The following is a 23,093-nucleotide window of genomic DNA, read 5'->3' as shown; positions in this document are numbered from 1 at the left end:
AAATGGATTATATATACGGTACTCGGTATTTCTATTCTATTAATCTTATTTGTGGCTTATGGGGTGTATTCTTATTTTACATTTTAAAAGCGTAATGGAAGTGAACTATTATATACACTAAAGGCGGAGAGCGCTATGCAAATGAGAAATTTGTATTTAGTCTTCAGCGTGATTTGTTTATTTGTAGTAACCAGCTGTTCAAATAATATAGGAAATCATAATCAAACAATCGAAGTGCAAAAATATGCTGGTGATAATCATTATGAGGATTTGAAGGTAATTACAGACAAGAATAAAGTATTGCAAGTAAAGAAAATATTAAATGATACTAACTTTGAAAATAAAAAGGTGGAAATGTCTCGTTCAGCTGATTATCAGTTTGTTTTTCAGTTTAAAAATCCGAAAATAGAAGCGAAAGCTGTTTTATATCAAATGTGGATTAGTCCTAATAAGGATAAATTAGAAATAATGGCGGGGGATAATCAGTACGCTCAATTAGCAGAGAAAGACGCAGCTGCTTTTATGAAGATTGTTACTGGTGAGAAGTTAGCTGAATAAAAGTATATGGTAGATTTTGCTCTCTAATTCCCCACTTATTTTTCGCTTTGAGGGATAATTAGTGAGAAATATCGAATGAGAAGTAATCGTGAAATAGTAAAGAATATATTCACGGCTAAAAGAGGAGTTGTTTAAAAAACTCTCCGCATCGTTATGTAATGTTAATAAGAAGAAGTAGAAGGTAGAAGTAAATCTAAATAAAACCCAAAAGGGATAAATAGGAAAATGTAGAATCTTTATATATAAGATGTTCTGAATTTTTAGATATAAGGTAGAGTGGAGGAAGAAAGATGATTCAATTTCCTATGGAAGATGCTGAACAATTTTTTAGATCCTATAGTATTGGTAGGTTTACAGTTAGTGAAGATGAAGGGAAATTAATTTTTAGTACAAACTTAAATGGTCATTCTAATTTATGGGCGATGGATTTACCCAATTTATCCCCTTATCCATTAACATATTGTAATCAATCAAGCAATTTTATTAAAATGGATTCTTTAAATCGATTTATTTTAGCTGGATTTGATAAAGATGGGGATGAAAATTATCATATTTATGCATTAAAACCAGAGGGTGGTGGATTGCTTGAATTGATTCCAGCAGGAGAGACAGAAAAGGATTACTTTGTGCATTTAACAGAGGATGGGGAACGATTATACTATGTCACAAGTAAAGATAACCCAATGTTCTTAAACTCTCGTTGTTATAATATACGCACAAAAGAAGATACGCTGTTGTTAACTGGTGTGGAGACACCTACATATGTAGAGGCAGTAAGTCCGAATGAATCAAGTTACATTGTTTTAAAGTCATATAGTAATACATATAATGTAGGATATGTAAAAAAAGGAGAAGAACTTATTTGTTTAGTACCTTCCAGTGAGAAAGAACATACTGTAGGCTCCATTTCTTATATTGATGAAAATACAGTGATTTTCGTTACAAATTATGAAGAAGAGTTTTCCTATGTAGCTTCTTTTGATTTAAATAAACAGGAATTCAAACCAATCTGTAAAATAGAGAAGGAAGATATATCCGATATAAAATGGCATGCTGAAACAAAAAATGGCTACATTGTTTCGTCGATAGGTGTTACAGATAGGTTATATAAATTTGTATGGGATAAAAAAGAGTTAATTCTATTGAATTCTCCGGTAGATACGATAAGTCAAATTGAAATTACAAAATCGGAAAATTTATATTTGCTAGGTGAAAGTGCGACGAAAACAGCAAACATCTATTACAAGAAGAATAGAGATACAGAATGGGAAGCATTAACAAAAAACTATGTTATTGGTCTATCTGAATCTTCTTTTGTTGAACCGGATGTTATAACATATGTCTCTTTTGATGGGTTAAACATAGAAGCATTATTATTCCGGGCGAAAGGAGAAGTACAAAACGGATATACAATATTTTGGCCTCATGGTGGTCCACAAAGTGCTGAGACGAAAGATTTCAGAGCATTATTTCAATATTTATTAAGGCAGGGATATAATATTTTTGCGCCAAACTTTAGAGGTAGTACAAGATATGGTTCAACGTTTACAAAAATGATTGAAGGTGATTGGGGAGAAGCACCGCGTTTAGATTGTGTAGCAGGGATCGAATGGTTATTTGAACAGGGGATATCAACTCCTGATAAATTATTTGTTATGGGCGGTAGTTATGGAGGATATATGACCTTATTGCTTCACGGGCGTCATTCAGAGTATTTCCGTGCAGCCATTGACATTTTTGGACCTAGCAATTTATTTAGTTTTATCGAATCTATGCCTGAAAATTGGAAACCGCTCGCAGTTAATTTAATAGGTGATATTAATAATGATAAAGATAAGCTTATACAAGATTCACCAATTACTTACTTAAATCAAATGAATAAACCACTCCTTATCATCCAAGGGGCAAATGATCCACGAGTTGTAAAGGAAGAATCGGATCAAATTTTTCACGCGTTGCAAGAACAAGGAGTAGATGTAGAATACCTAGTATTAGACGATGAAGGGCATGGATTTTCAAAAAAAGAAAATGAAATATATGTATATCGTCGCATAACAGAATTTTTAGCAAAGCATAAGTAAAAGAAATGGCATTTTACGGGGTATAATCATATCGCTATCAGGCTAAAAATGCAGAGAAATGACAATGAAATTATTGAATAAATAAGAATGAAACAACTTAATCGTTACGTAACAAAAACGCTATTCTTTCCCTAGAATCATAGGAAAGGATAGCGTTTTTGTTGTGAACTTATTGATTTTGTATGAACTGGAATTGTTGTCTAAAGAGTTGCAACAGATTTTTTTATAAATTGAAAGACAAGGAGACGAACTTGGATGGAGTATTGGAAGCACACAATAAATATATTGAGGAGTACATGTTTGAAAACATTAAATCAATGGAGAATGAAATATTTTGTTGGAATGTCTGAGCTGCGGACCAATTCTATCACTTTAATTAACTAAAAGAAGAACTTCCCCATCCCGATTAGACTACTAATCATTCCTATTCCACTCATTGTGCCTTTTCCTGCTGTAAGTAAGTTTCCAAGCATTCCTAGCTGACCGTTACCTCCGTTATTTCCCCATCCCATTGGGGCCCACGGACTACCCCATCCTGGAGGGTTTCCAAAAACACCCGAGTTATTGGTATTGAAATGAAAATACTTGGCTGGCGGCGATAGTAAAGCGGCAAGATGCCCTTGTGCGAACATCCCTGTATGATTGAATGGTTGGGCCCAGGGGAAGGAAGGTTTTTGAAAATTAAAACCTGCATGACCTGGTAGTGGAGTCCAATTGGCAGGATGACCTTGTGGCATTATCCCTGCATAATTGATTGGCTGCTGCCCCCAAGAGAAGGGAGGGGGTTGGGGATTGAATCCCGTATAATTGGCTGATGAATCCCAACTAACTGGATAGACTCGATAACTCCAATTCTCAGGAATCTTCAAATCATTCATTACCTCAGATTTAGTTATTTCGGGCTGTGAATATAATGAAATTTGGTTAGTATATTGCTCCCCGTTTCCCTTTGAATTCAAATACCAATATTGGTGCATACGCTTATTCTCCTCACTTTAAAAATGTAATGTTAGACTTAGCCTATGTAATATTCCTTTTTATGGATGGTTACATAACTAAATCTACAAGCCTGTATTTAAAGGAATGGGTGTGTGGACTTGTTGATTTAAAGTTTCACTTTATTTTAGAAGGGTATTTTCAGTTGCTTCTTTTATATATTTCAGCCTAATTTAAATTCCGTTAACAAACGTTTTTATAAAGGTTTCATCAACAAAAAGATTTTAAAATGGTATGTTGAGCAAGTGGAATTGCTAAAAAGAGAATATCCATTCGAAGAGTTTGGCAAAATACTGCAAGGGTAATGTTTTCTTGTGCAAATATGTAAACGATTTAAACGAATCAATGAAATTTACAATGAAGGGGCAATTAAATATATGAGTGAAACATTACATAAAAGAAAACCACCATATTTAATGCTTGTAATTCTTTTTATTGGGGCATTTGTTTCATTTCTAAATAACTCGCTTTTAAATGTAGCCTTGCCATCAATAATGAAAGATTTAAACATTCAAGATTATTCAACGATCCAGTGGCTTTCTACAGGGTATATGCTTGTAAGTGGTATATTAATTCCGGCATCAGCATTTTTAATAACGCGTTTTTCAAATAGGAGCCTATTTATTACATCTATGGTGATTTTTATTCTTGGTACTGCCTTAGCGGCTGTAGCACCGAACTTTGGTTTATTACTTACTGGTCGGATGGTTCAAGCGGCAGGCTCTTCAGTTATGGGGCCTTTGTTAATGAATATTATGCTAGTAAGCTTTCCGAGAGAAAAAAGGGGAACAGCAATGGGGATTTTTGGACTAGTTATGATTACAGCTCCAGCAATTGGGCCGACACTATCAGGTTATATTGTAGAGTATTATGACTGGCGTTTGCTTTTTGAAATGATTTTACCGTTAGCAATCATTAGCTTACTGTTAGGGATTTGGAAATCTGAGAATGTCATGAAACAAAACAAAAATGCAAAACTTGATTATCTCTCATTACTATTATCTTCTGTCGGTTTTGGTGGTTTGTTATATGGATTCAGTTCTGCAAGCTCCGATGGTTGGACAAATAAAGTTGTCTTAACAACCTTAATCATAGGCGCTATTGCCCTAATTGCTTTCATTATTCGTCAATTAAAAATGGATGAGCCGTTATTGGATTTACGTGTTTACAAGTACCCAATGTTTGCACTTGCGTCTGTAATTGCAATTGTTAACGCGGTGGCCATGTTTTCGGGTATGATTTTAACACCAGCTTATGTACAAAACGTCCGTGGTATTTCGCCGCTGAGCTCTGGGCTGATGATGCTTCCAGGTGCGGTTATAATGGGGATTATGTCACCAATTACAGGTAAACTATTTGATAAATATGGTCCTCGGATTCTTGGCATAGTGGGGCTTTCCATTACAGCTGTTTCAACTTATATGTTGGCAAGTCTGCAAATTGACTCTAGTCACACACATATTATTCTTATCTACACACTGCGGATGTTTGGGATGGCGATGGTTATGATGCCACTTATGACAAATGGTCTTAATCAATTGCCAACTCGCTTAAATCCGCACGGTACAGCTGTTAATAATACGGCTCAACAAGTGTCCGGTTCGATTGGTACTGCTATTCTTGTTACGATTATGAACTCTGTAACAAAAACAAAAGCTGAAAGTTTAATGTCTGATATAGATCCAACAACCTTTACAGAAACTACGAAGGCAATAGTAACTCAGAAGGCTTTATTATCTGGAATTCAATATTCATTTTATGTAGCGCTTGGTATGAATGTTGTTGCACTACTATTAGTTTTTTTCGTTAAACGTGTAGATACAAGTGCGGAAGCTGTCGAGAAGTTAAATCGGTAGAGAAGAATAAAACGTTAGATAATGATTCCTACAAGTGGTTTGCTGCTAAGGCGCCGGTATTTAAAGCTGGAAAAGAACTAAAAGAAGCAGAGAAATAATTATATAGTAAAAGAGGACCTGATGTTCATATCAGGTCCTCTTTCATTAGTAACACGGTATACTTGCTTATCGTATTGGTTTAACTAAACTACTGATTTTTCGAATACTACAATCTTAAGCTCATCAACTTTTCTATTTTGGGGTATTTTAGAAGAAAATAAATCAAAATAATCGTTTTTATAAACAAATACAAGAGATGAGATCCGTTTGCAATTTCTCATAAACATTACAAGTCTAGATTATCTTTTAACACCAACATTAAAAGGCTCCAATTATATTTATTCGCTTCATTTTAATTTAGTATTTTTCTACAAGTTATAAATTTAATTGCCAAGCTTATACGCAATATCATAATCATGAATAGTTAGGGAAAAGATAAAATAAGGTAATCAATTACATATCTTTATTTCATGCTTTTTTGAAAGGGTGTTTTAAATGGAAAAAAAAGTATCTACCATTCCTCAGCCGAAAACATATGGACCGCTGGGTAATCTCCCATTAATCGATAAAGATAAACCGACGCTATCCTTTATCAAGATAGCGGAAGAGTATGGTCCCATTTTTCAAATTCAAACTTTAAGTGATACCATCATTGTCGTTTCTGGACATGAATTGGTAGCAGAAGTTTGTGATGAAACACGGTTCGATAAAAGTATAGAGGGTGCTTTAGCAAAAGTTCGTGCCTTTGCTGGGGATGGATTATTTACTAGCGAGACTCACGAGCCTAACTGGAAAAAAGCTCATAATATTTTGATGCCTACATTTAGCCAACGGGCAATGAAAGATTACCATGCCATGATGGTCGATCTTGCTGTACAACTCGTTCAAAAATGGGCACGGCTTAATCCGAATGAAAACGTAGATGTTCCGGAGGATATGACTCGTCTTACGTTAGATACAATTGGTCTATGTGGTTTTAATTACCGATTTAATAGCTTTTATCGTGAGACCCCTCATCCTTTTATCACTAGCATGAGCCGTGCTCTAGATGAGGCGATGCACCAATTGCAGCGGCTAGATATAGAAGACAAACTCATGTGGAGAACGAAACGTCAATTTCAACATGATATCCAATCTATGTTTTCTTTAGTAGATAATATTATTGCTGAACGTAAAAGTAGTGGAAATCAGGAAGAAAATGATTTACTTTCCCGTATGTTAAATGTACAGGATCCGGAAACTGGTGAAAAATTAGATGATGAAAACATTCGTTTCCAAATTATCACTTTTTTAATAGCTGGACATGAGACAACAAGTGGATTGTTATCTTTTGCAATTTACTTTTTATTAAAGAATCCGGATAAGTTGAAAAAAGCCTATGAAGAAGTAGACCGTGTTTTGACGGATCCTACTCCAACATACCAACAAGTTATGAAACTGAAGTATATACGGATGATTTTAAATGAATCGCTACGTCTATGGCCTACCGCTCCAGCATTCAGTCTCTATGCAAAAGAAGATACAGTGATTGGCGGGAAATACCCAATTAAGAAAGGAGAAGATCGTATTTCTGTTCTTATTCCACAGCTACATAGGGATAAAGATGCATGGGGAGACAATGTAGAAGAATTCCAACCTGAACGATTTGAAGAGCTGGATAAGGTTCCTCATCATGCTTATAAGCCATTTGGAAATGGCCAGAGAGCATGTATCGGTATGCAATTTGCACTTCATGAAGCCACTCTTGTAATGGGAATGCTTCTTCAACATTTTGAATTAATCGATTATCAAAACTATCAGCTGGACGTAAAACAAACATTAACGCTAAAGCCCGGTGATTTTAAGATTAGGATTCTACCCCGAAAACAAACTATTAGTCATCCTACTGTTCTTGCACCTACAGAGGACAAGCTGAAAAACGATGAAATTAAGCAGCACGTCCAGAAGACACCTTCTATTATTGGGGCCGATAATCTTTCACTTCTTGTTCTGTATGGCTCGGATACAGGTGTAGCAGAAGGTATTGCAAGAGAATTAGCAGATACAGCTAGTTTAGAAGGAGTTCAAACGGAAGTGGTAGCTCTTAACGATCGAATTGGAAGTTTGCCAAAAGAAGGAGCGGTACTTATTGTGACTTCTTCTTATAATGGAAAACCGCCAAGTAATGCAGGGCAGTTTGTGCAATGGTTGGAGGAACTAAAACCAGATGAGCTAAAAGGGGTTCAATACGCAGTTTTTGGTTGTGGAGATCATAATTGGGCTAGTACCTACCAACGGATTCCAAGATACATTGATGAGCAGATGGATCAAAAAGGAGCAACAAGATTTTCTAAACGCGGAGAAGCAGATGCAAGTGGTGATTTCGAGGAACAGCTTGAGCAATGGAAACAAAACATGTGGTCTGATGCGATGAAGGCATTTGGATTGGAGCTCAACAAAAATATGGAAAAAGAGCGCAGTACTTTGAGTCTGCAATTTGTTAGTCGTCTTGGAGGATCTCCTCTTGCACGAACATATGAAGCAGTTTATGCATCTATACTAGAAAATCGTGAACTCCAATCACCCAGCAGTGATAGAAGTACACGACATATCGAGGTATCTTTGCCAGAAGGCGCTACATATAAAGAAGGAGACCACCTTGGAGTGTTGCCAGTTAATAGCGAGAAAAATATCAACCGAATTTTAAAACGTTTTGGATTAAATGGGAAGGATCAAGTTATACTGAGTGCAAGTGGACGAAGTATAAATCACATACCTTTAGACAGTCCTGTTAGTTTATTGGACCTTCTTAGTTATAGTGTTGAAGTTCAAGAAGCTGCCACTCGAGCACAAATACGAGAAATGGTAACATTCACAGCATGTCCTCCTCATAAAAAAGAATTGGAAGCATTATTAGAAGAAGGAGTTTACCATGAACAAATACTAAAGAAACGGATTTCAATGTTGGACCTTCTTGAAAAGTATGAGGCTTGTGAAATCCGATTTGAACGCTTTTTAGAACTTCTTCCTGCGCTCAAACCGCGTTACTATTCTATTTCAAGCTCTCCACTCGTTGCACACAATCGTCTGAGCATTACGGTCGGTGTTGTTAATGCGCCTGCATGGAGTGGAGAAGGGACATATGAAGGCGTCGCTTCTAATTACTTAGCTCAGCGTCATAGTAAAGATGAGATTATCTGTTTCATTCGAACGCCACAATCAAACTTTGAATTGCCTAAAGATCCAGAAACACCAATTATTATGGTTGGGCCAGGTACTGGAATTGCACCATTCCGTGGATTCTTGCAAGCGCGTCGTGTTCAAAAGCAAAAAGGTATTAACTTAGGACAAGCGCATCTATATTTTGGTTGTCGTCATCCTGAAAAAGATTATCTCTATCGTACAGAACTAGAAAATGATGAAAGAGATGGATTAATCTCTTTACACACAGCTTTTTCTCGTCTAGAGGGACATCCAAAAACATATGTACAGCATTTAATAAAACAAGATAGAATCAATTTAATTTCGTTATTAGATAATGGAGCTCATCTTTATATATGTGGTGATGGAAGTAAAATGGCTCCGGATGTAGAAGATACCCTTTGTCAAGCGTATCAAGAAATTCATGAAGTCAGTGAACAAGAAGCAAGAAATTGGTTGGATCGTGTGCAAGATGAAGGGCGATATGGAAAAGATGTTTGGGCTGGTATATGAATGTTTCTTAATTAGTTACGTATTAACTAATGAATTTCTTTCGAATAAATTTCACTTTATTAGTATAGTGTATTTAGATGAATAGTGATTAACTGGACTATTTAGTATCTACTAAATAAAAAACAGGACCTGATATTCATCTATCAGGTCCTGTTTCACATAGACATTATACATGGATATTTTCCACACATTATCAATGTTTGTAATGTAGTTAGTCTTGTGGGTCAGCAATAAAATCAGATATTATTTTTTCGATATCGAAAGGAGTAATCCCTTTATCCAAAGAAAAAATGCTTTCTGCTTCTTCAATTTCTTGAACGAGTTCACCTCTAGCTTCAATATGTAATCGGAACAAGTCATATAAATTCGGTTTAACTAAATTAGTTAAAGCCTTTCCAACTAGTATCATACCTTTTTGATTAGCCTCGATGGTATTATCATAAGTTAGATCTCTTGTAAGAGACAAATCTGTCCAAATAAATTTTCGTTCCTTTAAGTCTAAAATAACTGGAATAGAGATTTGGGTGTCGGCAGTAATATCCACTTTATCTTGAACAGTAGAAGGTTCAAATACTTCACCTGAACCAGGATATTGACGAACCATCCAACCAGTAAAGCATTCTGGTAAATCTTTATATGGTTGGTCTGTGTAAGAAAGCAAAGTCATAACTACATAGCGTCCACCATATTTCAGCACAGACGGAATATCGAAATCAATGAATTCAGATGCCCCCTTTGGTGCAGAAGTAATATCTCCGCTATGGTAGGCTTTGAAATTTTTTGAACGTAAGTTCGTGAAGGAGACATGTTCTTTGTATTGCCAATCTTCGTCGTACATTGCAGCAGATAAATCAATGTCAACGCGTCCTGTATGTTGTCCATTCACATAGCCTTCTTTCCACCATAGGAAAAAACGAATCGTATCTCCTTCTGGCAAATCTACTTTACTCCCTCGAGATAATGTACGAAGCGCTTTGCTGGCTGAACGTTGAGAGAAGGGAACTAAGTGATTTTTTAACTGTTCATCCAAAAATACTTTTCCGAGACTTGGAAGTTCTGCGAAGCGATTTTTTAAAGTATCTTCACACATTTTTACAATCATTAAACAAATATCCTCTGAGATAAATGGAAGTGTATTTTCAATACCTATAGCTTTTGCTACATTTCCCTTTGGAAAAAAGGTACGAAATTCATTTTTATCATTTCGATGCTTAAAATGAGCCGTGAGTTGAAGTAATACAGGAGTAGAAACGTTTCCTATTATACTTAGAAACTCTTCTAGAATATTGAAAACATCTGTTGACTTATCACTACATAAACGGATTAAATGATCCAAGCGTCTGGCAAATTCCCCCGGGCGAGTTTTTAAAAGATTTTTCGCTGTCATGATATCACGATTCAACAAAGCTGCTTCTATTTTTCCATTAAATGTTTCAACTTTAATGTTGTTGCGAAGAATCTCAAACGCTCGGTGGGTTTTTGGGAAACGAGTATGATATTCTGCTGGATGAAGAATTTCACCTAAACGAATCCAACGTTTTTTGTATCGAAGCATATCTTCGGTAATGTTTCCGCATTGCTCTAACAAGCCTAAAAGGAAGCGTCTTTCTGTTCGGTTAAACTTCTTGAATCGAACAGAGGTTGCTAAACTCACATCGCCTTCAGATAAAGCAACTGCAAGGCGAAGAACATCAGTTGCTGTTTTAAAATACTTTGCAGCAGCATCGGCTGATATTTTTCTGTTTATTAATAAAACCCCAATTATAAAAGACATATTTTCCTTATGAGGAATTACATTAGGTAGAAAACAGGAAACATCTTCAGTGTGTGTAATAGCCCATTCTACATCTGTCTTATCAGTTGAGGAAATAGAGCTGTTTGCACTAATCAATTGAGAAATCATTTGATTGAAATCTTCTTCACTTCCTAAGTCAATAACTTTCAAATCAACTCTATCTAAAAGAGGAAGTCGTTCTTCTACTTTTGATACAGGTATGCGTAACGTCACATAATGAATAACGGCATTGATGTATAAATCAGCGTCACTTAAATCCATCATTTGTTGCGGAAAGTTTGGATACATAGGAGTAAACTGAATATGTGCACCAACCATTTCTTTTAAATGTTTTACTAACTCTTTGTAAAACGATGTGAATGCATCAACCGAAAGTGTTTGCAACTCTTCTATTAAAGGCTCAGAAAAAGTAAATCCTAAACTTTCCAAGTTTTTTAAAACAGTGGCTAAATACATGTTCGGTAGTTTATTTTCTTCTCTTTTTATAATTACTTTCAAACTTCTTCTTATATAAATAGAATTTTTCATGAGAACGCCGATTATTCACTCCTTATAAAAGAGGGGGAATAGTCCGACTGTCCTCCTTTCAGTGGTAGATTTTTATTTTTACATGCATAAACACACTAATTGTAGAGAAATGCACTGAGGGTATAAAGCTATTTTTTAGTGAAAAATTAGGGGTATAACATTTAGTTGTTAAGTGGTAATTTGTTAATTAAGAAAAGAAAACCTCTACATCAATGGTTGATAAACTAAAGTTTATTCAAACCCAAAGAAGAAAGAGGTTTTATAGTCTAATTATTTTCATAGGAAATTGACAACTCTAAAACAATTTGAAATTTCTACAAAGAAGGAAGAATTGTCATAGCCTATGTGTTTAGCAGGAAAGTAACATCCCTATTTCGCCAAAGAAGTTAGAAGGAAGGAACGTCATAGCCTGCTTTATTAGTATATTCTCATGCGAAGAGCAATTCAAGTATACTGTCTGATTTTTTATATTTTTCTTAAAGGGGAATTTTCATGTTTATCCCGTAGTAACGGAGGATTTTTATTTTTGATATATTATGGAATGGAGTTGAATGAGTATTATAAATACAAAAGGTGAAATTAAAAAAACAAAAAGAAAAGTATTATTACTAACTATACTTACTATGTTAGTAATTATAATTGGATTTGGATATTGGAAACTTTTTAGTTTGCAAGGTGTTCCAAAAGGGGAATTAATTCGAACAGTGAAATCTCCAGATGGAAAATATCTCATCAAGACTTATTTTCATAATGCAGGATCATTAAGTGCGGATGCTGTTAGGGGTGAATTAGTTAACCTTGATACAGATTCAGAGAAAAATATATATTGGAATTATCCAGATACCGATCCATATATTGAATGGGTAAATAAGAATATTGTTAGAATTGGAGATCAAACTTTAGATGTTTCGCAGAAAGAAACCTATGATTGGCGTGATGATGATAAGCACGTTAAAGAAATGCCTAAACAGTTTATTAGATAAAACAAGAAAATTTAAATGTATTTAATCTTATTTGTTTAACTATAGATAGTATTATATGAGTGAAAAAGTCCATTTAAATCTTCTAAATGGACTTTTTTAGGTTTCTAGATACGACTACTGATAAAAATGGAACAAACTTGTTACTTAGGTTGTCTATTAAGTATACGTATAAAACAGGTGTTCATGATAGTTCAATCATTTTATGAAAAGTGAGATGCAAGAAGAGTGATATCCGATACACTCTTTAATTGTATCGATATGTATAACACCTAGAAAAACTATATATTCTTGAAAGAGGTTGAAAATATATGATAGTCTTAAACAAGTTTTTTAACATTTTACATTACAAAAAGATGGTACCTGTAGTATTTCTTTCGTGTGCAACGCTTATAGGCTGTTCCGATGGTAATACTCAATCTGAATTATCTAAACAAACAAAACAAACAAAACAAACAAAACAAACAAATCAAACCAAACAAGAAACTACTGGTAATGATTCTTTTGCTAAACTTGAAAAAGAATTTGATGCTAAACTCGGTATTTATGCATTGGACACTGATACGAATCAAACCGTTACGTATCAATCAGATAAACGGTTTGCATACGCATCTACCCACAAAGCTTTAGCTGTGGGAGTACTTTTACAAAAGAAATCAATAGAAGATCTAAATCAAAGAGTTTTGTATACTCGTGAAGATCTTGTTAATTACAATCCAATTACAGAAAAGTATGTTGATAGGGGAATGACTCTGAAAGAGCTTGCAGATGCTTCCCTTCGATATAGTGATAATACTGCCCAAAATCTTATTCTTAAACAATTAGGTGGACCTAGTGAATTCAAAAAATCACTGAGAGAAATAGGAGATACCGTTACAAATCCTGAACGTTTTGAACCAGAGTTAAACGAAGTGCATCCAGGAGACGTACATGATACTAGTACCCCAAAGGCATTAGCTACTAGTCTTCAGGCTTTTGCGCTAGGAGATGTACTTTCAACTGAGAAACGGGATCTATTAATAGATTGGATGAAAAGGAATACTACGGGAGACAACTTAATTCGTGCTGGAGTTCCAGGAGGATGGGAAGTAGCTGATAAGACGGGCTCGGGATCTTATGGAACCAGAAATGATATCGCAATTATTTGGCCACCAAATAAAAAGCCAATTGTTCTTGCGATACTTTCTAATCATGATAAAGAGGATGCTAAATACGATGATAAGCTTATTGCAGAAGCAACCAAAATAGCGCTGGGTGTCTTAAAAGCTAAAAATAAATAATAATAGTATTAGTTATTGAAATTTTCCTGTTTTTCCGTCACAATACTGTGACGGTCTTTTTGTGTATTTTACAAAAGATCGTCTTAAGTAAAGAAAGAAGATAGAAACCATCTCTATTAAGTTTATTAACTAAGTAACAACAAATATATGCTTTATTGAATACTTATTGCATTTAATGTGGAGGAATAAAATGGAGTCGAAAATTCTTATTGTTGATGATGATAAAGAGATTAGAAATCTTATCTCGGTATATCTGGAAAATGAAGGCCTAAAAATTCAAAAGGCAGAAGATGCTATACAAGCTTTACAACTGTTAGAAGAAAAGGACTTTGATTTGATTATTTTAGATATTATGATGCCGAATATGGATGGCATTGAAGCATGTATGAAAATTAGGGAAGATCGCAATATGCCTATCATTATGCTATCTGCAAAATCTGAGGATATAGACAAAATTCAGGGCCTAGCCTCTGGTGCAGACGATTATTTATCAAAACCGTTTAACCCACTAGAATTAATTGCTAGGGTAAAATCCCAATTAAGAAGGTTTAAAAAATACAATACGTCCATAGAACATAATAAAAGTATTCTAGAAATTGGTGACTTAACCGTGAATACAGATACTCGTCAAGTATGGATAAGGGGAAAAGAAACAAGGTTAACTCCAAAAGAGTTTGCTATTCTCGAACTACTCGCCCGCAACAAAGGGATTGTCCTGAGTGTAGCAAAAATATATGAAGCAGTTTGGAAAGAGGTTTTTTATAAATCAGATAATACCGTTATGGTGCATATTACAAAAATAAGAGACAAAATTGAAGAAGATTCTAAACATCCCATTTATATTAAAACTGTTTGGGGAATTGGGTATAAAATATGAAAAATATTAGTTTCAGAAATAAGATCATTATAAAACTTCTTGGTGCTGTTGCAATTAGTTTTTTTATTTCATTTGGTTTAACAATCCTCATTGTGCAATACGTCATAGATCCATTTTTTATAAAACACGAAGATTTTGGCATGTTTGAAGCGAGACTCGCAATGTTGTTCTTATTTACGTTCGCAATCTTAAACTTTATAGTAATCTTTTTGCTATTGGTTCGAAAGAAAATAGTATATTTGAAGCTCATTTCGGAAAATGTGAATGATATTGCAAATGGAAAACTGGGTTTAACAATTGGGATTAAGGGGAAGGACGAATTGACCCAACTTGCTCAAAATATCAACTATATGTCCAAGGAATTGGAGAATACATTTGAACAAGAAAGACAATTAGAACGTACAAAAAATGAACTTATCACCAATGTATCTCATGATTTACGCACACCTTTAACATCTATTATTGGCTATATAGATTTATTAAAAAGAGGGCAATACAACAGTAACATACAATTACAGGAATACCTTGAAACCACGTATTCAAAGTCACAGAGACTGAAATATTTAATTGATGAGCTGTTTGAGTATACTCGTTTATCAGATATAGATGCTAAGTTAAACCTTAATGAAGTTGATTTATCAGGTTTGTTGGAACAAATAGTTGGAGAATACATACCTATATTTGAAAAGGAAAGTTTAACCGTTCAAAGATCTATCGCGGAAGAAACAATACCTATCTTCATAGATGTAGAAAAAATGGTACGTGTATATGAAAATCTCTTTATGAATGCGATAAAGTACAGCATGAAACCATCCGAATTATCTATATGTCTTGAACTAATAGGTAACAAGGCAATTTTGAAAGTATCAAATAAAGTTGAGAGACCGCCTGTTAGCGATCCAAATAAATTGTTTGAAAGGTTTTTCAGAGGGGACAAGGCAAGAAAAGATGACCAGGGAAATGGACTGGGACTTGCTATCGCAAAAAGAATTGTTGAACTTCATCATGGTAATATACATGCAGAATATAAAGATGGTTGGATGTCTTTTATTGTTGAACATCCAATTAGATAGAAAGCTTATGGAACTACAGGTTCCATGAGCTTTTTTTAAACCTTAAGAAATCTTAAGGATTTTACGGGGTGTTTCCTAATTTTCATAGTTTATCATGGGTGTATTCAAAGTGATGAGGTGAGCAAAGAAGATAAAAGGAAAGATTTCATTGTAGCTTATTGTAATGAAATAAAAAAATGTAGGAGGATATAAATGATAAAGCCAGTTGTAGATGTAAAAAACATTCAAAAATTGTACGGTAAAAAAGGTGAGAATCAATCACACGCATTAAAAGGTGTATCATTCTCAATTCAAGAGGGAGAGTTTGTTGGTATTATGGGGCCTTCTGGTTCTGGTAAAACAACATTATTAAATGTAATTTCAACATTAGATAAAGCGACAGGCGGCGTTGTTGAAATTGCAGGAACGGATATTACGAGGATGAAGCAGGGTGAACTTTCTGATTTTCGTTCACAAAAGTTAGGATTCATTTTCCAAGACTTTAACTTATTGGAGAATTTATCTATCTATGAAAATATCGCACTCCCACTTTCACTTCAAGGTGTTTCATCTCGTAATATTGGAAAGAAAGTAGAAAAAGTAGCTGATATGTTAGGCATTACAGCTATACTTCAAAAATATCCTTCTGAAGTATCTGGTGGACAAAAGCAACGTTCCGCAGCAGCACGTGCGTTAGTTCATGAACCAGCAATTATTTTGGGAGACGAGCCGACTGGAGCTCTAGATTCTAAAAATGCAACGAGTTTACTTAATGCTATGACAAGCTTAAATAAAGAGCAAGGTGTATCCATTATGATGGTTACGCATGATCCTTACAGCGCAAGTTACTGTCAGCGTATTTTATTCATTCAAGATGGTGAGTTATATAAAGAAATTCATCGCGGTGGTACCCGTGAAGAATTTTATAAAGAAATTTTAGACGTGCTTGCAAACTTAGGCACACAAAAAGCGTAAGGAAGGAAGTTCAATCATGTTATTTAAGTTTTCTATGTCAGGCCTAAAAAGTAAGTTGCAAGATTACATTGTTTTACTTGGTGGTCTTATTGTCTCTATTTCAACTTTTTATATGTTTCAAACGCTAGCATCCAATAAAACGTTCCTTGAATCTAACTCTTCTATTAGGGATATTGTGGCTGTCTTTAAAATTGGTTCCTTTTTGTTAGCAGTTATCACATTTTTTTATATTTTATATGCAAACTCTTTCTTATCAGCTCTTCGTCAAAAAGAATTTGGTATGTATATGATGTTAGGAGCAAAAAAGCATAAAGTTACATTACTTATGTTTATCGAAACAATCGTATTAGGCGCTGCGTCTCTTGCGATTGGTATTACAGTTGGTGTAGGACTTGCAGAAGGGATCGGTCAGTTATTAATGAAACAACTCGAGTTTGCTGGTGAAGGTTATAAAGCATTTTATCTGCCATCAATAGCTATTACTTGCGTCTTCTTCTTTGCACTATTTGTATTATCTGCAATTATGAATAGTATTAAATTATCGCGTATTTCTGTACTGCAACTTGTACATGCAGATGCACAAACAGAACGTGTTGCCATAAAAGGAAAAATGACAGTTGTAATTGCATTCCTTGGTATTTTTTTATTAGGTATTGGTTATGCATCACTGATCTATATGTCATATGCAAATCCGCTAATTGCTTTGGGATTAATGGCCGTTGGATTAATCTCAGCAACCGTGGGTACTTACCTTATATTTGGATCCCTTCTCCCAGTTATGATTAACAAGCTAAAGAGTAATAAAAAACGTAGTGAAAAAGGCCTCAATGCTTTTACTTTTGCACAATTAAATTTCCGCATTAATAGTCTAACAAATGTGCTTGCAACAGTAGCAATTTTAGTGGCTCTTGGTGCTGGTGGAATTGCTTGTGGTATGGCATTTAAAAATAACATTATAAACATGACAGATCAAATGCGAATTTACGATTCAGTCATTCATAATCCAACTACGGAAGAAAAGACAATTTTGGGTGATATCTTATTTCAAGAAAAATTCGAATACCATTACAAAGTTGATGATAGGTATGTTTATTATCTTAAAGAAGATGTAGAAAAAAATCGCCCTTTCTTGCAAGGTATGAAAATAGAGAAAGTTTCAGAGGAAATACCAATTGGTGCATTTTCAATAAAATGGGTTAAAGGAGAGATCGACACAAAACAATGGATTCAGGCTTTCAGAACGATCCAGCCAAATTATATGTATCCTGATTATGAAATCAAAATTGTAGAACAAAACATATACGATAGGTTGAAGGGTAAAGAAAGTACTGTGTTTATAGGGAAAACAGATGATTTTGGATCATACATAAAAGAATGGAAAAAACTTGATGAATTACAGATAGCAAAATATAAAAATGTGAAAGCAGAAGAATTGGATAGTAAGTATCAAAAATATATTACGAGTCAGGATTTTTCCAGCGGACTAATGTTTATGGGCTTTTTCGTTGGAGTTGCATTTTTAGCAATGATGGCAAGTTGCTTAATGTTTAAAGTTCTGTCGGGAGCATCAAAAGATGTAGCACGTTATCAAATGCTTCGTAAAATTGGTGTTCGCCGAGAATTATTAACAAAATCAATCTATAAAGAGTTATTCTTCATATTCTTATTCCCAGCAATTGTAGGGATTACTCATATATTAGTTGGTATGAACATGTTTAGCCCTCTTGTAATCGATCCGTACTCTCGCATTTGGTTACCACTTGTTATTTTTGTAGTAATTTATTCGATGTATTACTGGATTACTGTTCAATTATTTAAAGGAATTGTACTCCCTAAAAAAGATTAATGTAATGATGTTGTTTATCCCGCATTAACGGGCAGCACGATTGGTGAGGGCAGATAATCAGTGGGGGATGAACAAACCCCACTGATTAAAGTTTCACTTTATCTTTTACTGTACCTTGTAACTACATTTTACCTTGCTGTAAAGAAACAAAAAACGTTTTTTTATTCAATAATTCCAATTTCTAGAGCCTTTTGCACAGCTTCTTCTTTGTTGCGGACTCCTAGCTTTGTATAAGCTGTGGAAGCATAATTTCTGACCGTACCATTTGATAAATATAACCTTGATGCTATGGTAGTGTATCGAAGTCCCTTTGCTACTAGTTGCAATATTTCTATCTCCCTAGCTGTTAGCTCATAAGCGGTTGCTTTTGATTGTGGTGTCTCTTTTTGCTCATCAAATTTCTCAAATATTTTGTGAGACATTCCTTGATCAATCAGTGTCCCACCTTTGTGAATAAGTCGGATCGTATTAGCTAGCTCCAATGTTTCAATGGATTTGAGTAAAAAGCCATCCGCACCGTTGCGAAGCGATTCCAACGCCTGTTCGGTATCCTGAAAAGTTGTGAAAATCAATACGCGGATATGTGGCCATTGTTGCTTAATCTTTTTGGTTGCTTCAACTCCATCCATGTGCTGCATATCTAAATCCATAAGTATAACATGGGGTTGAAGACGTCCACACAAATCGATGGCTTGATTGCCATCCTCAGCTAAACCGACTACATTTAAATCTTCATATCTATCGAGTAGTGTCCTCAAACTTTCCCGAACAAATGGTTGATCGTCTACAATTAACAAACGAATAAGTCCATCTTTTATTTCAGTTTGTCGCGGTATGGTACATGTAACAAGCATTCCTTCCTCTGGCTTTGTATATACAGACAATTGCCCTTGTAAATTCATTGCTCGTTCTTTCATCGCATTCAGACCGAAGCCTTCCTGCCATTCTACATTTCCTTTTCCATTATCTTGAACTTCTAATCTCGTATATTGTTGTTCAAACTGCAATGAAACTATAATTTCAGTTCCCTGACCATGACGTACTGCATTCGTAAGGGACTCTTGTAAACAACGAATGAATGCGATCTTCGCTTGCCGAGACAGTGGATATTCCTCTCCGAATGTCCTAAAACTTACATTTACCTGAGCGTGCTCCTGAAATTCGACTCCAAGATTTTGTAGAGATTGAATTAAGGAAGGCGATTGACACGGAGACTCCATTTGATGTAAGTAACCTCTCACATCCTCGATGCTTTTACGTCCCATTTCAAGCAGAGAATCTAGCCTCTGTATACCCATTTCAGTAGCAATTTCGGTACGCAACGTTTCCATCCCCATAATAATAGAAGTATAAGCGTGACCAACTGTATCATGAAGCTCACTCGACAGTCTGTTTCGTTCTTCCGCCAGTGTAATGCGTTCAATCTGAGACATATATTGCTCAAGTACCGCGTTTTGTTTACGAATCGCTTCATTTTGCTTATGATTGACGATTAATAAATGGAAAGCGAAGCCCATTACATAAGCAAGTCCATAGTAGGTAACTAAAATCCAATAGCTATTACTTGGCGCAACCGCATAGAGAATTCCAGTTGTTATAAAAACTGTTGTTGGAGCTGTCCAATAATAGGACAAATGCTTACTATTCGCAGCAATTAGAAAAGCCGATATCAGAAATGTAACGTTAGCTTCCGGAAATAAAGAGGTTAAATATATACACAGTCCACCATATAGCAGTATTTCTGTGAACAAATAATATTTGTAATTGAACAGTAAGGCTACCCATGGAATCGAGAAGGCAACAACCTCCCAAAAAATAACAATCCAAAGTGGCAATGTTAAACTATCCTGAAAATCGAATGTGGTTATGGCGATAGAGACACTAACAAGTATACGGACTCCTAACATAATCCAATCGTACCAAAACCAATACTTAACCATATCTAACAAGTCATTTACCCCCTAAGTAGCCTACCTTTTTACTTCATATATTATAATTTAATCCTTCATGCCTATTATACTTTTAAATTTAAAACTGCGATACTACTCACAGATTGCAAACTTCTATCGATTTAGTTGCCGAATCATGCTACGTGTATAGCCACCGATTTTCTTTGTCAAACGATCTACTATTCTAATACTTATGGCGGTAAATACTATACCCATAAACATTACAAAGAGTGACTTAGTAAAGGTATCTATCTGTATGAATATAATATTCATTTCGATGTATTGATACAGTAGTGGTGCCAATAGCAACATAAGTGGCATTACATAAAAAATGATTGCGCTAATGAGACTGAAAATGCCAATCACTAATTTCTGCATTAACCAAAAGATAGCACACCAAGTACGACGATCTGTAAGCACTAATTTCACCTGAGCCCAGTTTGATGTATCTATTGTTATACTTCTATCATAAGAGTCTGTTGAAATATCTGTATAAATTTTCGTCTGTATGCGCTCGAATTGGATAAAAGGTGTAGTAGTCTGTAGTACGCGTATAACTAGTGGAATTCCAATTACCGTAAATGAAAGGGTGAAGCTGAATAGCAGAGCTATTAGATAAAAACAAAAATAAAAAAATCCTGTAACGAAAGTTAGCAATAAAAAATAACCATTCTGGATGAATCTTGATTTCATAAAGTTCTCGCTCCTATCTATGTAATAACCGAATTGTACTGCTTTTTTTGTCATTCTCACTAGTGTAAAAGTGTCATATGACATTTCTAAATGATGATAAAAAGGGGGAGAGTAACCTACTTCTGGTTAAAAAAGATGCTTATATCAATCACCATAAAACAATCCCGTTCTTGCAGATGCAAGAACGGGATTGTTTTATACTTTTATTTAATATGAGATGGACTTGTTTTTCGAATATGAAACATAATATCAAATTGCTCAAGCAATGACGTATCAAAGTATGCCGATTCGTTCGGGAAGATTTGTCCCCCTATACTTAGTAATGGTCTTTTTGCTTTAACCCATTTTTCAGCTTGTCCTTTAAGGTGACGGTTATCCAATAAAAACATGTTATATGGTACTTTTCCGAGAGTATAATTGAAACTTTTTACATCTTGTGGAATAGTGTCGGTTGTAATCTTACCTCCAGTGGAAGGATCATATTCGCTGTATAAGGTAAAATTCCCCTCCGTAGTTGTACTACCAATTGTGACATAATTATTGTCTAAACGTTCCTTCAAAAATTGCCCCGCAACATAAGGGTATAATTTCTCATCGATAATTCCTTTAGCTATATGAATATTGTGTGCCCATACCATCGTTTTACCACCAAATGTTTCTTGTGCCCACATTGCATGATCGGCCAAGTATTGCTCATGTAGCTTTAACATACTTGGATAGTCGTTAGGAATTAGCATTGTGGTAAATTTCTCTATTGCACTTGCCGTTGCTTGCGCCCAGATGTACTCGGGTGAAGCTATTTCTGTGTTGGCTTGCCCATTCTCATCTTTTAGTAATTGGGCTACTCTCTCAGCGTTTGCTTTGAACTTTTCTTTTATTTCAGGAGCAAGGTCCATATATTCCTTTGTACTTCCATTAAAAGCCGACAATTCTTTATAATTTCCTTCTACTTCTGCCAGCAAATCTGGTCGATGTAGTCTTACATAATCAATCACTTTATTAAAGCAACCTTGGTCCAACTCCTTTAAGTCGAGCCCAATAAATTGGATCTTTTTTTTATTGGATGGATCAGCATTATAATCTTTCATCCACTCAATCATGGCTATAATTTCATCAGTAGGATATAACAAGTTTAAAAATTCCCTAGGGTTTCCTTTTCCTGTTTGGATATATTCATTTAGTTTTAAGCCGTTTCCCCAATCTTCTTCCATTGTGAAATTTGTAAAACCCATCTCAGTAACCAAATATTTCACAAGGCGAAACTTCATAGTGAAAATTTCAGAGCTTCCATGAGTATTCTCTCCTAATCCTACATATTGTGCGCTCCCAATCATTTTCTTAAGTGGTTTTAAATCCTCAAATGATTTTGACGGCTCTATCGTTTTTAATGGGTAAGCCTGTGATTGTATGGATTTAACTATATTTTTTTGTATTGATTGACCTGAATTTTCGACTGCTACTGTTTGAGCCTTTCCTACTTCCGCGCATCCTGTGACTAATAAAGCTGTACTAACCATTGCAATTATGCTTTTCTTATTCATTTTTTCCACCTCAATTGAATTATTTGTAAAGCAAGATTGATTCATTGTACTTGCATGAATCAATTGCCTTAATTCAATTGTTATCTATTCCATATCATATTTTCTAGTTACATATTGTCATAAGGTTAATTGACACAGGTCATAGACTAATCATTACACTTTTGTACTATCGGTTATGACAACTTATAAATAATAATTACATTGATGAGTCGTAAGTAAGACTAGACTATAAATTGGGGAGGGATTTTAAAGATGAATGAATCTGTATACAAAAACATTTTTATTCTAAGTTGTGTCTGTGGAAATGACAAGAAGTAAATTCGATAAACAAGTGAATGAAAGGGGAAGGGCGGA

General features: G+C 34.9%; 15 protein-coding genes. 10 read left to right on the top strand and 5 right to left on the bottom strand.

Translation table 11 applies throughout. The annotated features are described in order from the left end of the window. Positions 1 to 135: 135 nt before the first annotated feature. Positions 136 to 558 (top strand): YhfM domain-containing protein, encoded by a 423-nt coding sequence (locus tag AC1Q8M_RS12150; RefSeq protein ID WP_001178454.1) that lies wholly within the window; start codon positions 136 to 138, stop codon positions 556 to 558. Positions 559 to 848: 290 nt separating this feature from the next. Beyond that, complete coding sequence (locus tag AC1Q8M_RS12145) at positions 849 to 2,639, top strand: S9 family peptidase (protein WP_098400756.1); 1,791 nt, start codon at positions 849 to 851, stop codon at positions 2,637 to 2,639. Positions 2,640 to 3,019: 380 nt separating this feature from the next. Here the strand turns inward: AC1Q8M_RS12145 and AC1Q8M_RS12140 are convergent, their stop codons facing one another. Then, positions 3,020 to 3,616, bottom strand: a complete 597-nt coding sequence (locus AC1Q8M_RS12140; protein ID WP_098400755.1) for a hypothetical protein — start codon at positions 3,614 to 3,616, stop codon at positions 3,020 to 3,022. 396 nt (positions 3,617 to 4,012) lie between these two features. Here AC1Q8M_RS12140 and AC1Q8M_RS12135 point away from each other — a divergent pair, with 396 nt between their 5' ends. Beyond that, a complete protein-coding gene (locus AC1Q8M_RS12135; protein ID WP_098360706.1) occupies positions 4,013 to 5,491 on the top strand; it encodes a DHA2 family efflux MFS transporter permease subunit in 1,479 nt (492 codons plus the stop codon). Positions 5,492 to 6,025: 534 nt separating this feature from the next. Further along, complete coding sequence (gene cypD, locus AC1Q8M_RS12130) at positions 6,026 to 9,223, top strand: bifunctional P-450/NADPH--P450 reductase (RefSeq protein ID WP_098360707.1); 3,198 nt, start codon at positions 6,026 to 6,028, stop codon at positions 9,221 to 9,223. 211 nt (positions 9,224 to 9,434) lie between these two features. Here the strand turns inward: cypD and AC1Q8M_RS12125 are convergent, their stop codons facing one another. Next, positions 9,435 to 11,546: a TerD family protein gene (locus AC1Q8M_RS12125; protein WP_141533036.1), complete on the bottom strand. Its 2,112-nt coding sequence runs from the start codon at positions 11,544 to 11,546 to the stop codon at positions 9,435 to 9,437. 551 nt (positions 11,547 to 12,097) lie between these two features. On the opposite strand from AC1Q8M_RS12125, the gene AC1Q8M_RS12120 reads away from it, so the two are divergent. From AC1Q8M_RS12120 to AC1Q8M_RS12095, 6 genes are all read left to right on the top strand, one after another. Further along, on the top strand, positions 12,098 to 12,529 hold the full coding sequence (locus tag AC1Q8M_RS12120) for a DUF5412 domain-containing protein (protein WP_098360708.1): 432 nt from the start codon (positions 12,098 to 12,100) through the stop codon (positions 12,527 to 12,529). Positions 12,530 to 12,837: 308 nt separating this feature from the next. Then, positions 12,838 to 13,806: a class A beta-lactamase gene (bla, locus tag AC1Q8M_RS12115; RefSeq protein WP_098360709.1), complete on the top strand. Its 969-nt coding sequence runs from the start codon at positions 12,838 to 12,840 to the stop codon at positions 13,804 to 13,806. 190 nt (positions 13,807 to 13,996) lie between these two features. Then, entirely contained in the window at positions 13,997 to 14,683 is a 687-nt protein-coding gene (locus AC1Q8M_RS12110; RefSeq protein ID WP_098855390.1) for a response regulator transcription factor, read from the top strand. Next, positions 14,680 to 15,756: a HAMP domain-containing sensor histidine kinase gene (locus AC1Q8M_RS12105; RefSeq protein WP_071714290.1), complete on the top strand. Its 1,077-nt coding sequence runs from the start codon at positions 14,680 to 14,682 to the stop codon at positions 15,754 to 15,756. The genes AC1Q8M_RS12110 and AC1Q8M_RS12105 overlap by 4 nt, the downstream gene beginning before the upstream one ends. A gap of 192 nt (positions 15,757 to 15,948) precedes the next feature. After that, positions 15,949 to 16,710 (top strand): ABC transporter ATP-binding protein, encoded by a 762-nt coding sequence (locus AC1Q8M_RS12100; RefSeq protein ID WP_016512588.1) that lies wholly within the window; start codon positions 15,949 to 15,951, stop codon positions 16,708 to 16,710. Positions 16,711 to 16,726: 16 nt separating this feature from the next. Next, positions 16,727 to 18,556 (top strand): FtsX-like permease family protein, encoded by a 1,830-nt coding sequence (locus AC1Q8M_RS12095; RefSeq protein WP_098855389.1) that lies wholly within the window; start codon positions 16,727 to 16,729, stop codon positions 18,554 to 18,556. A gap of 161 nt (positions 18,557 to 18,717) precedes the next feature. Here the strand turns inward: AC1Q8M_RS12095 and AC1Q8M_RS12090 are convergent, their stop codons facing one another. The 3 genes from AC1Q8M_RS12090 to AC1Q8M_RS12080 all read right to left on the bottom strand — a co-directional run bounded on the left by AC1Q8M_RS12090 (position 18,718) and on the right by AC1Q8M_RS12080 (position 22,739). Continuing rightward, positions 18,718 to 20,505: a helix-turn-helix transcriptional regulator gene (locus AC1Q8M_RS12090; RefSeq protein ID WP_000886414.1), complete on the bottom strand. Its 1,788-nt coding sequence runs from the start codon at positions 20,503 to 20,505 to the stop codon at positions 18,718 to 18,720. Between the two features lie 114 nt (positions 20,506 to 20,619). Further along, positions 20,620 to 21,198, bottom strand: a complete 579-nt coding sequence (locus tag AC1Q8M_RS12085; protein ID WP_072938994.1) for a sensor domain-containing protein — start codon at positions 21,196 to 21,198, stop codon at positions 20,620 to 20,622. 203 nt (positions 21,199 to 21,401) lie between these two features. Beyond that, complete coding sequence (locus tag AC1Q8M_RS12080; RefSeq protein WP_016512591.1) at positions 21,402 to 22,739, bottom strand: erythromycin esterase family protein; 1,338 nt, start codon at positions 22,737 to 22,739, stop codon at positions 21,402 to 21,404. Positions 22,740 to 23,093: the final 354 nt, after the last annotated feature.

This window comes from Bacillus sp. GW823-FHT06A10 (genome assembly GCF_058795375.1).
This window is presented reverse-complemented; position numbering and strand designations above follow the sequence as displayed.

What these genes read in the sequence shown, in the direction of transcription:
- AC1Q8M_RS12150 (WP_001178454.1), top strand. Translation starts at nt 136, where the DNA reads ATGCAAATGAGAAATTTGTATTTAGTCTTCAGCGTGATTTGTTTATTT.
- AC1Q8M_RS12145 (WP_098400756.1), top strand. Translation starts at nt 849, where the DNA reads ATGATTCAATTTCCTATGGAAGATGCTGAACAATTTTTTAGATCCTAT.
- AC1Q8M_RS12140 (WP_098400755.1), bottom strand. Translation starts at nt 3,616, where the DNA reads ATGCACCAATATTGGTATTTGAATTCAAAGGGAAACGGGGAGCAATAT.
- AC1Q8M_RS12135 (WP_098360706.1), top strand. Translation starts at nt 4,013, where the DNA reads ATGAGTGAAACATTACATAAAAGAAAACCACCATATTTAATGCTTGTA.
- cypD (WP_098360707.1), top strand. Translation starts at nt 6,026, where the DNA reads ATGGAAAAAAAAGTATCTACCATTCCTCAGCCGAAAACATATGGACCG.
- AC1Q8M_RS12125 (WP_141533036.1), bottom strand. Translation starts at nt 11,546, where the DNA reads ATGAAAAATTCTATTTATATAAGAAGAAGTTTGAAAGTAATTATAAAA.
- AC1Q8M_RS12120 (WP_098360708.1), top strand. Translation starts at nt 12,098, where the DNA reads ATGAGTATTATAAATACAAAAGGTGAAATTAAAAAAACAAAAAGAAAA.
- bla (WP_098360709.1), top strand. Translation starts at nt 12,838, where the DNA reads ATGATAGTCTTAAACAAGTTTTTTAACATTTTACATTACAAAAAGATG.
- AC1Q8M_RS12110 (WP_098855390.1), top strand. Translation starts at nt 13,997, where the DNA reads ATGGAGTCGAAAATTCTTATTGTTGATGATGATAAAGAGATTAGAAAT.
- AC1Q8M_RS12105 (WP_071714290.1), top strand. Translation starts at nt 14,680, where the DNA reads ATGAAAAATATTAGTTTCAGAAATAAGATCATTATAAAACTTCTTGGT.
- AC1Q8M_RS12100 (WP_016512588.1), top strand. Translation starts at nt 15,949, where the DNA reads ATGATAAAGCCAGTTGTAGATGTAAAAAACATTCAAAAATTGTACGGT.
- AC1Q8M_RS12095 (WP_098855389.1), top strand. Translation starts at nt 16,727, where the DNA reads ATGTTATTTAAGTTTTCTATGTCAGGCCTAAAAAGTAAGTTGCAAGAT.
- AC1Q8M_RS12085 (WP_072938994.1), bottom strand. Translation starts at nt 21,198, where the DNA reads ATGAAATCAAGATTCATCCAGAATGGTTATTTTTTATTGCTAACTTTC.
- AC1Q8M_RS12080 (WP_016512591.1), bottom strand. Translation starts at nt 22,739, where the DNA reads ATGAATAAGAAAAGCATAATTGCAATGGTTAGTACAGCTTTATTAGTC.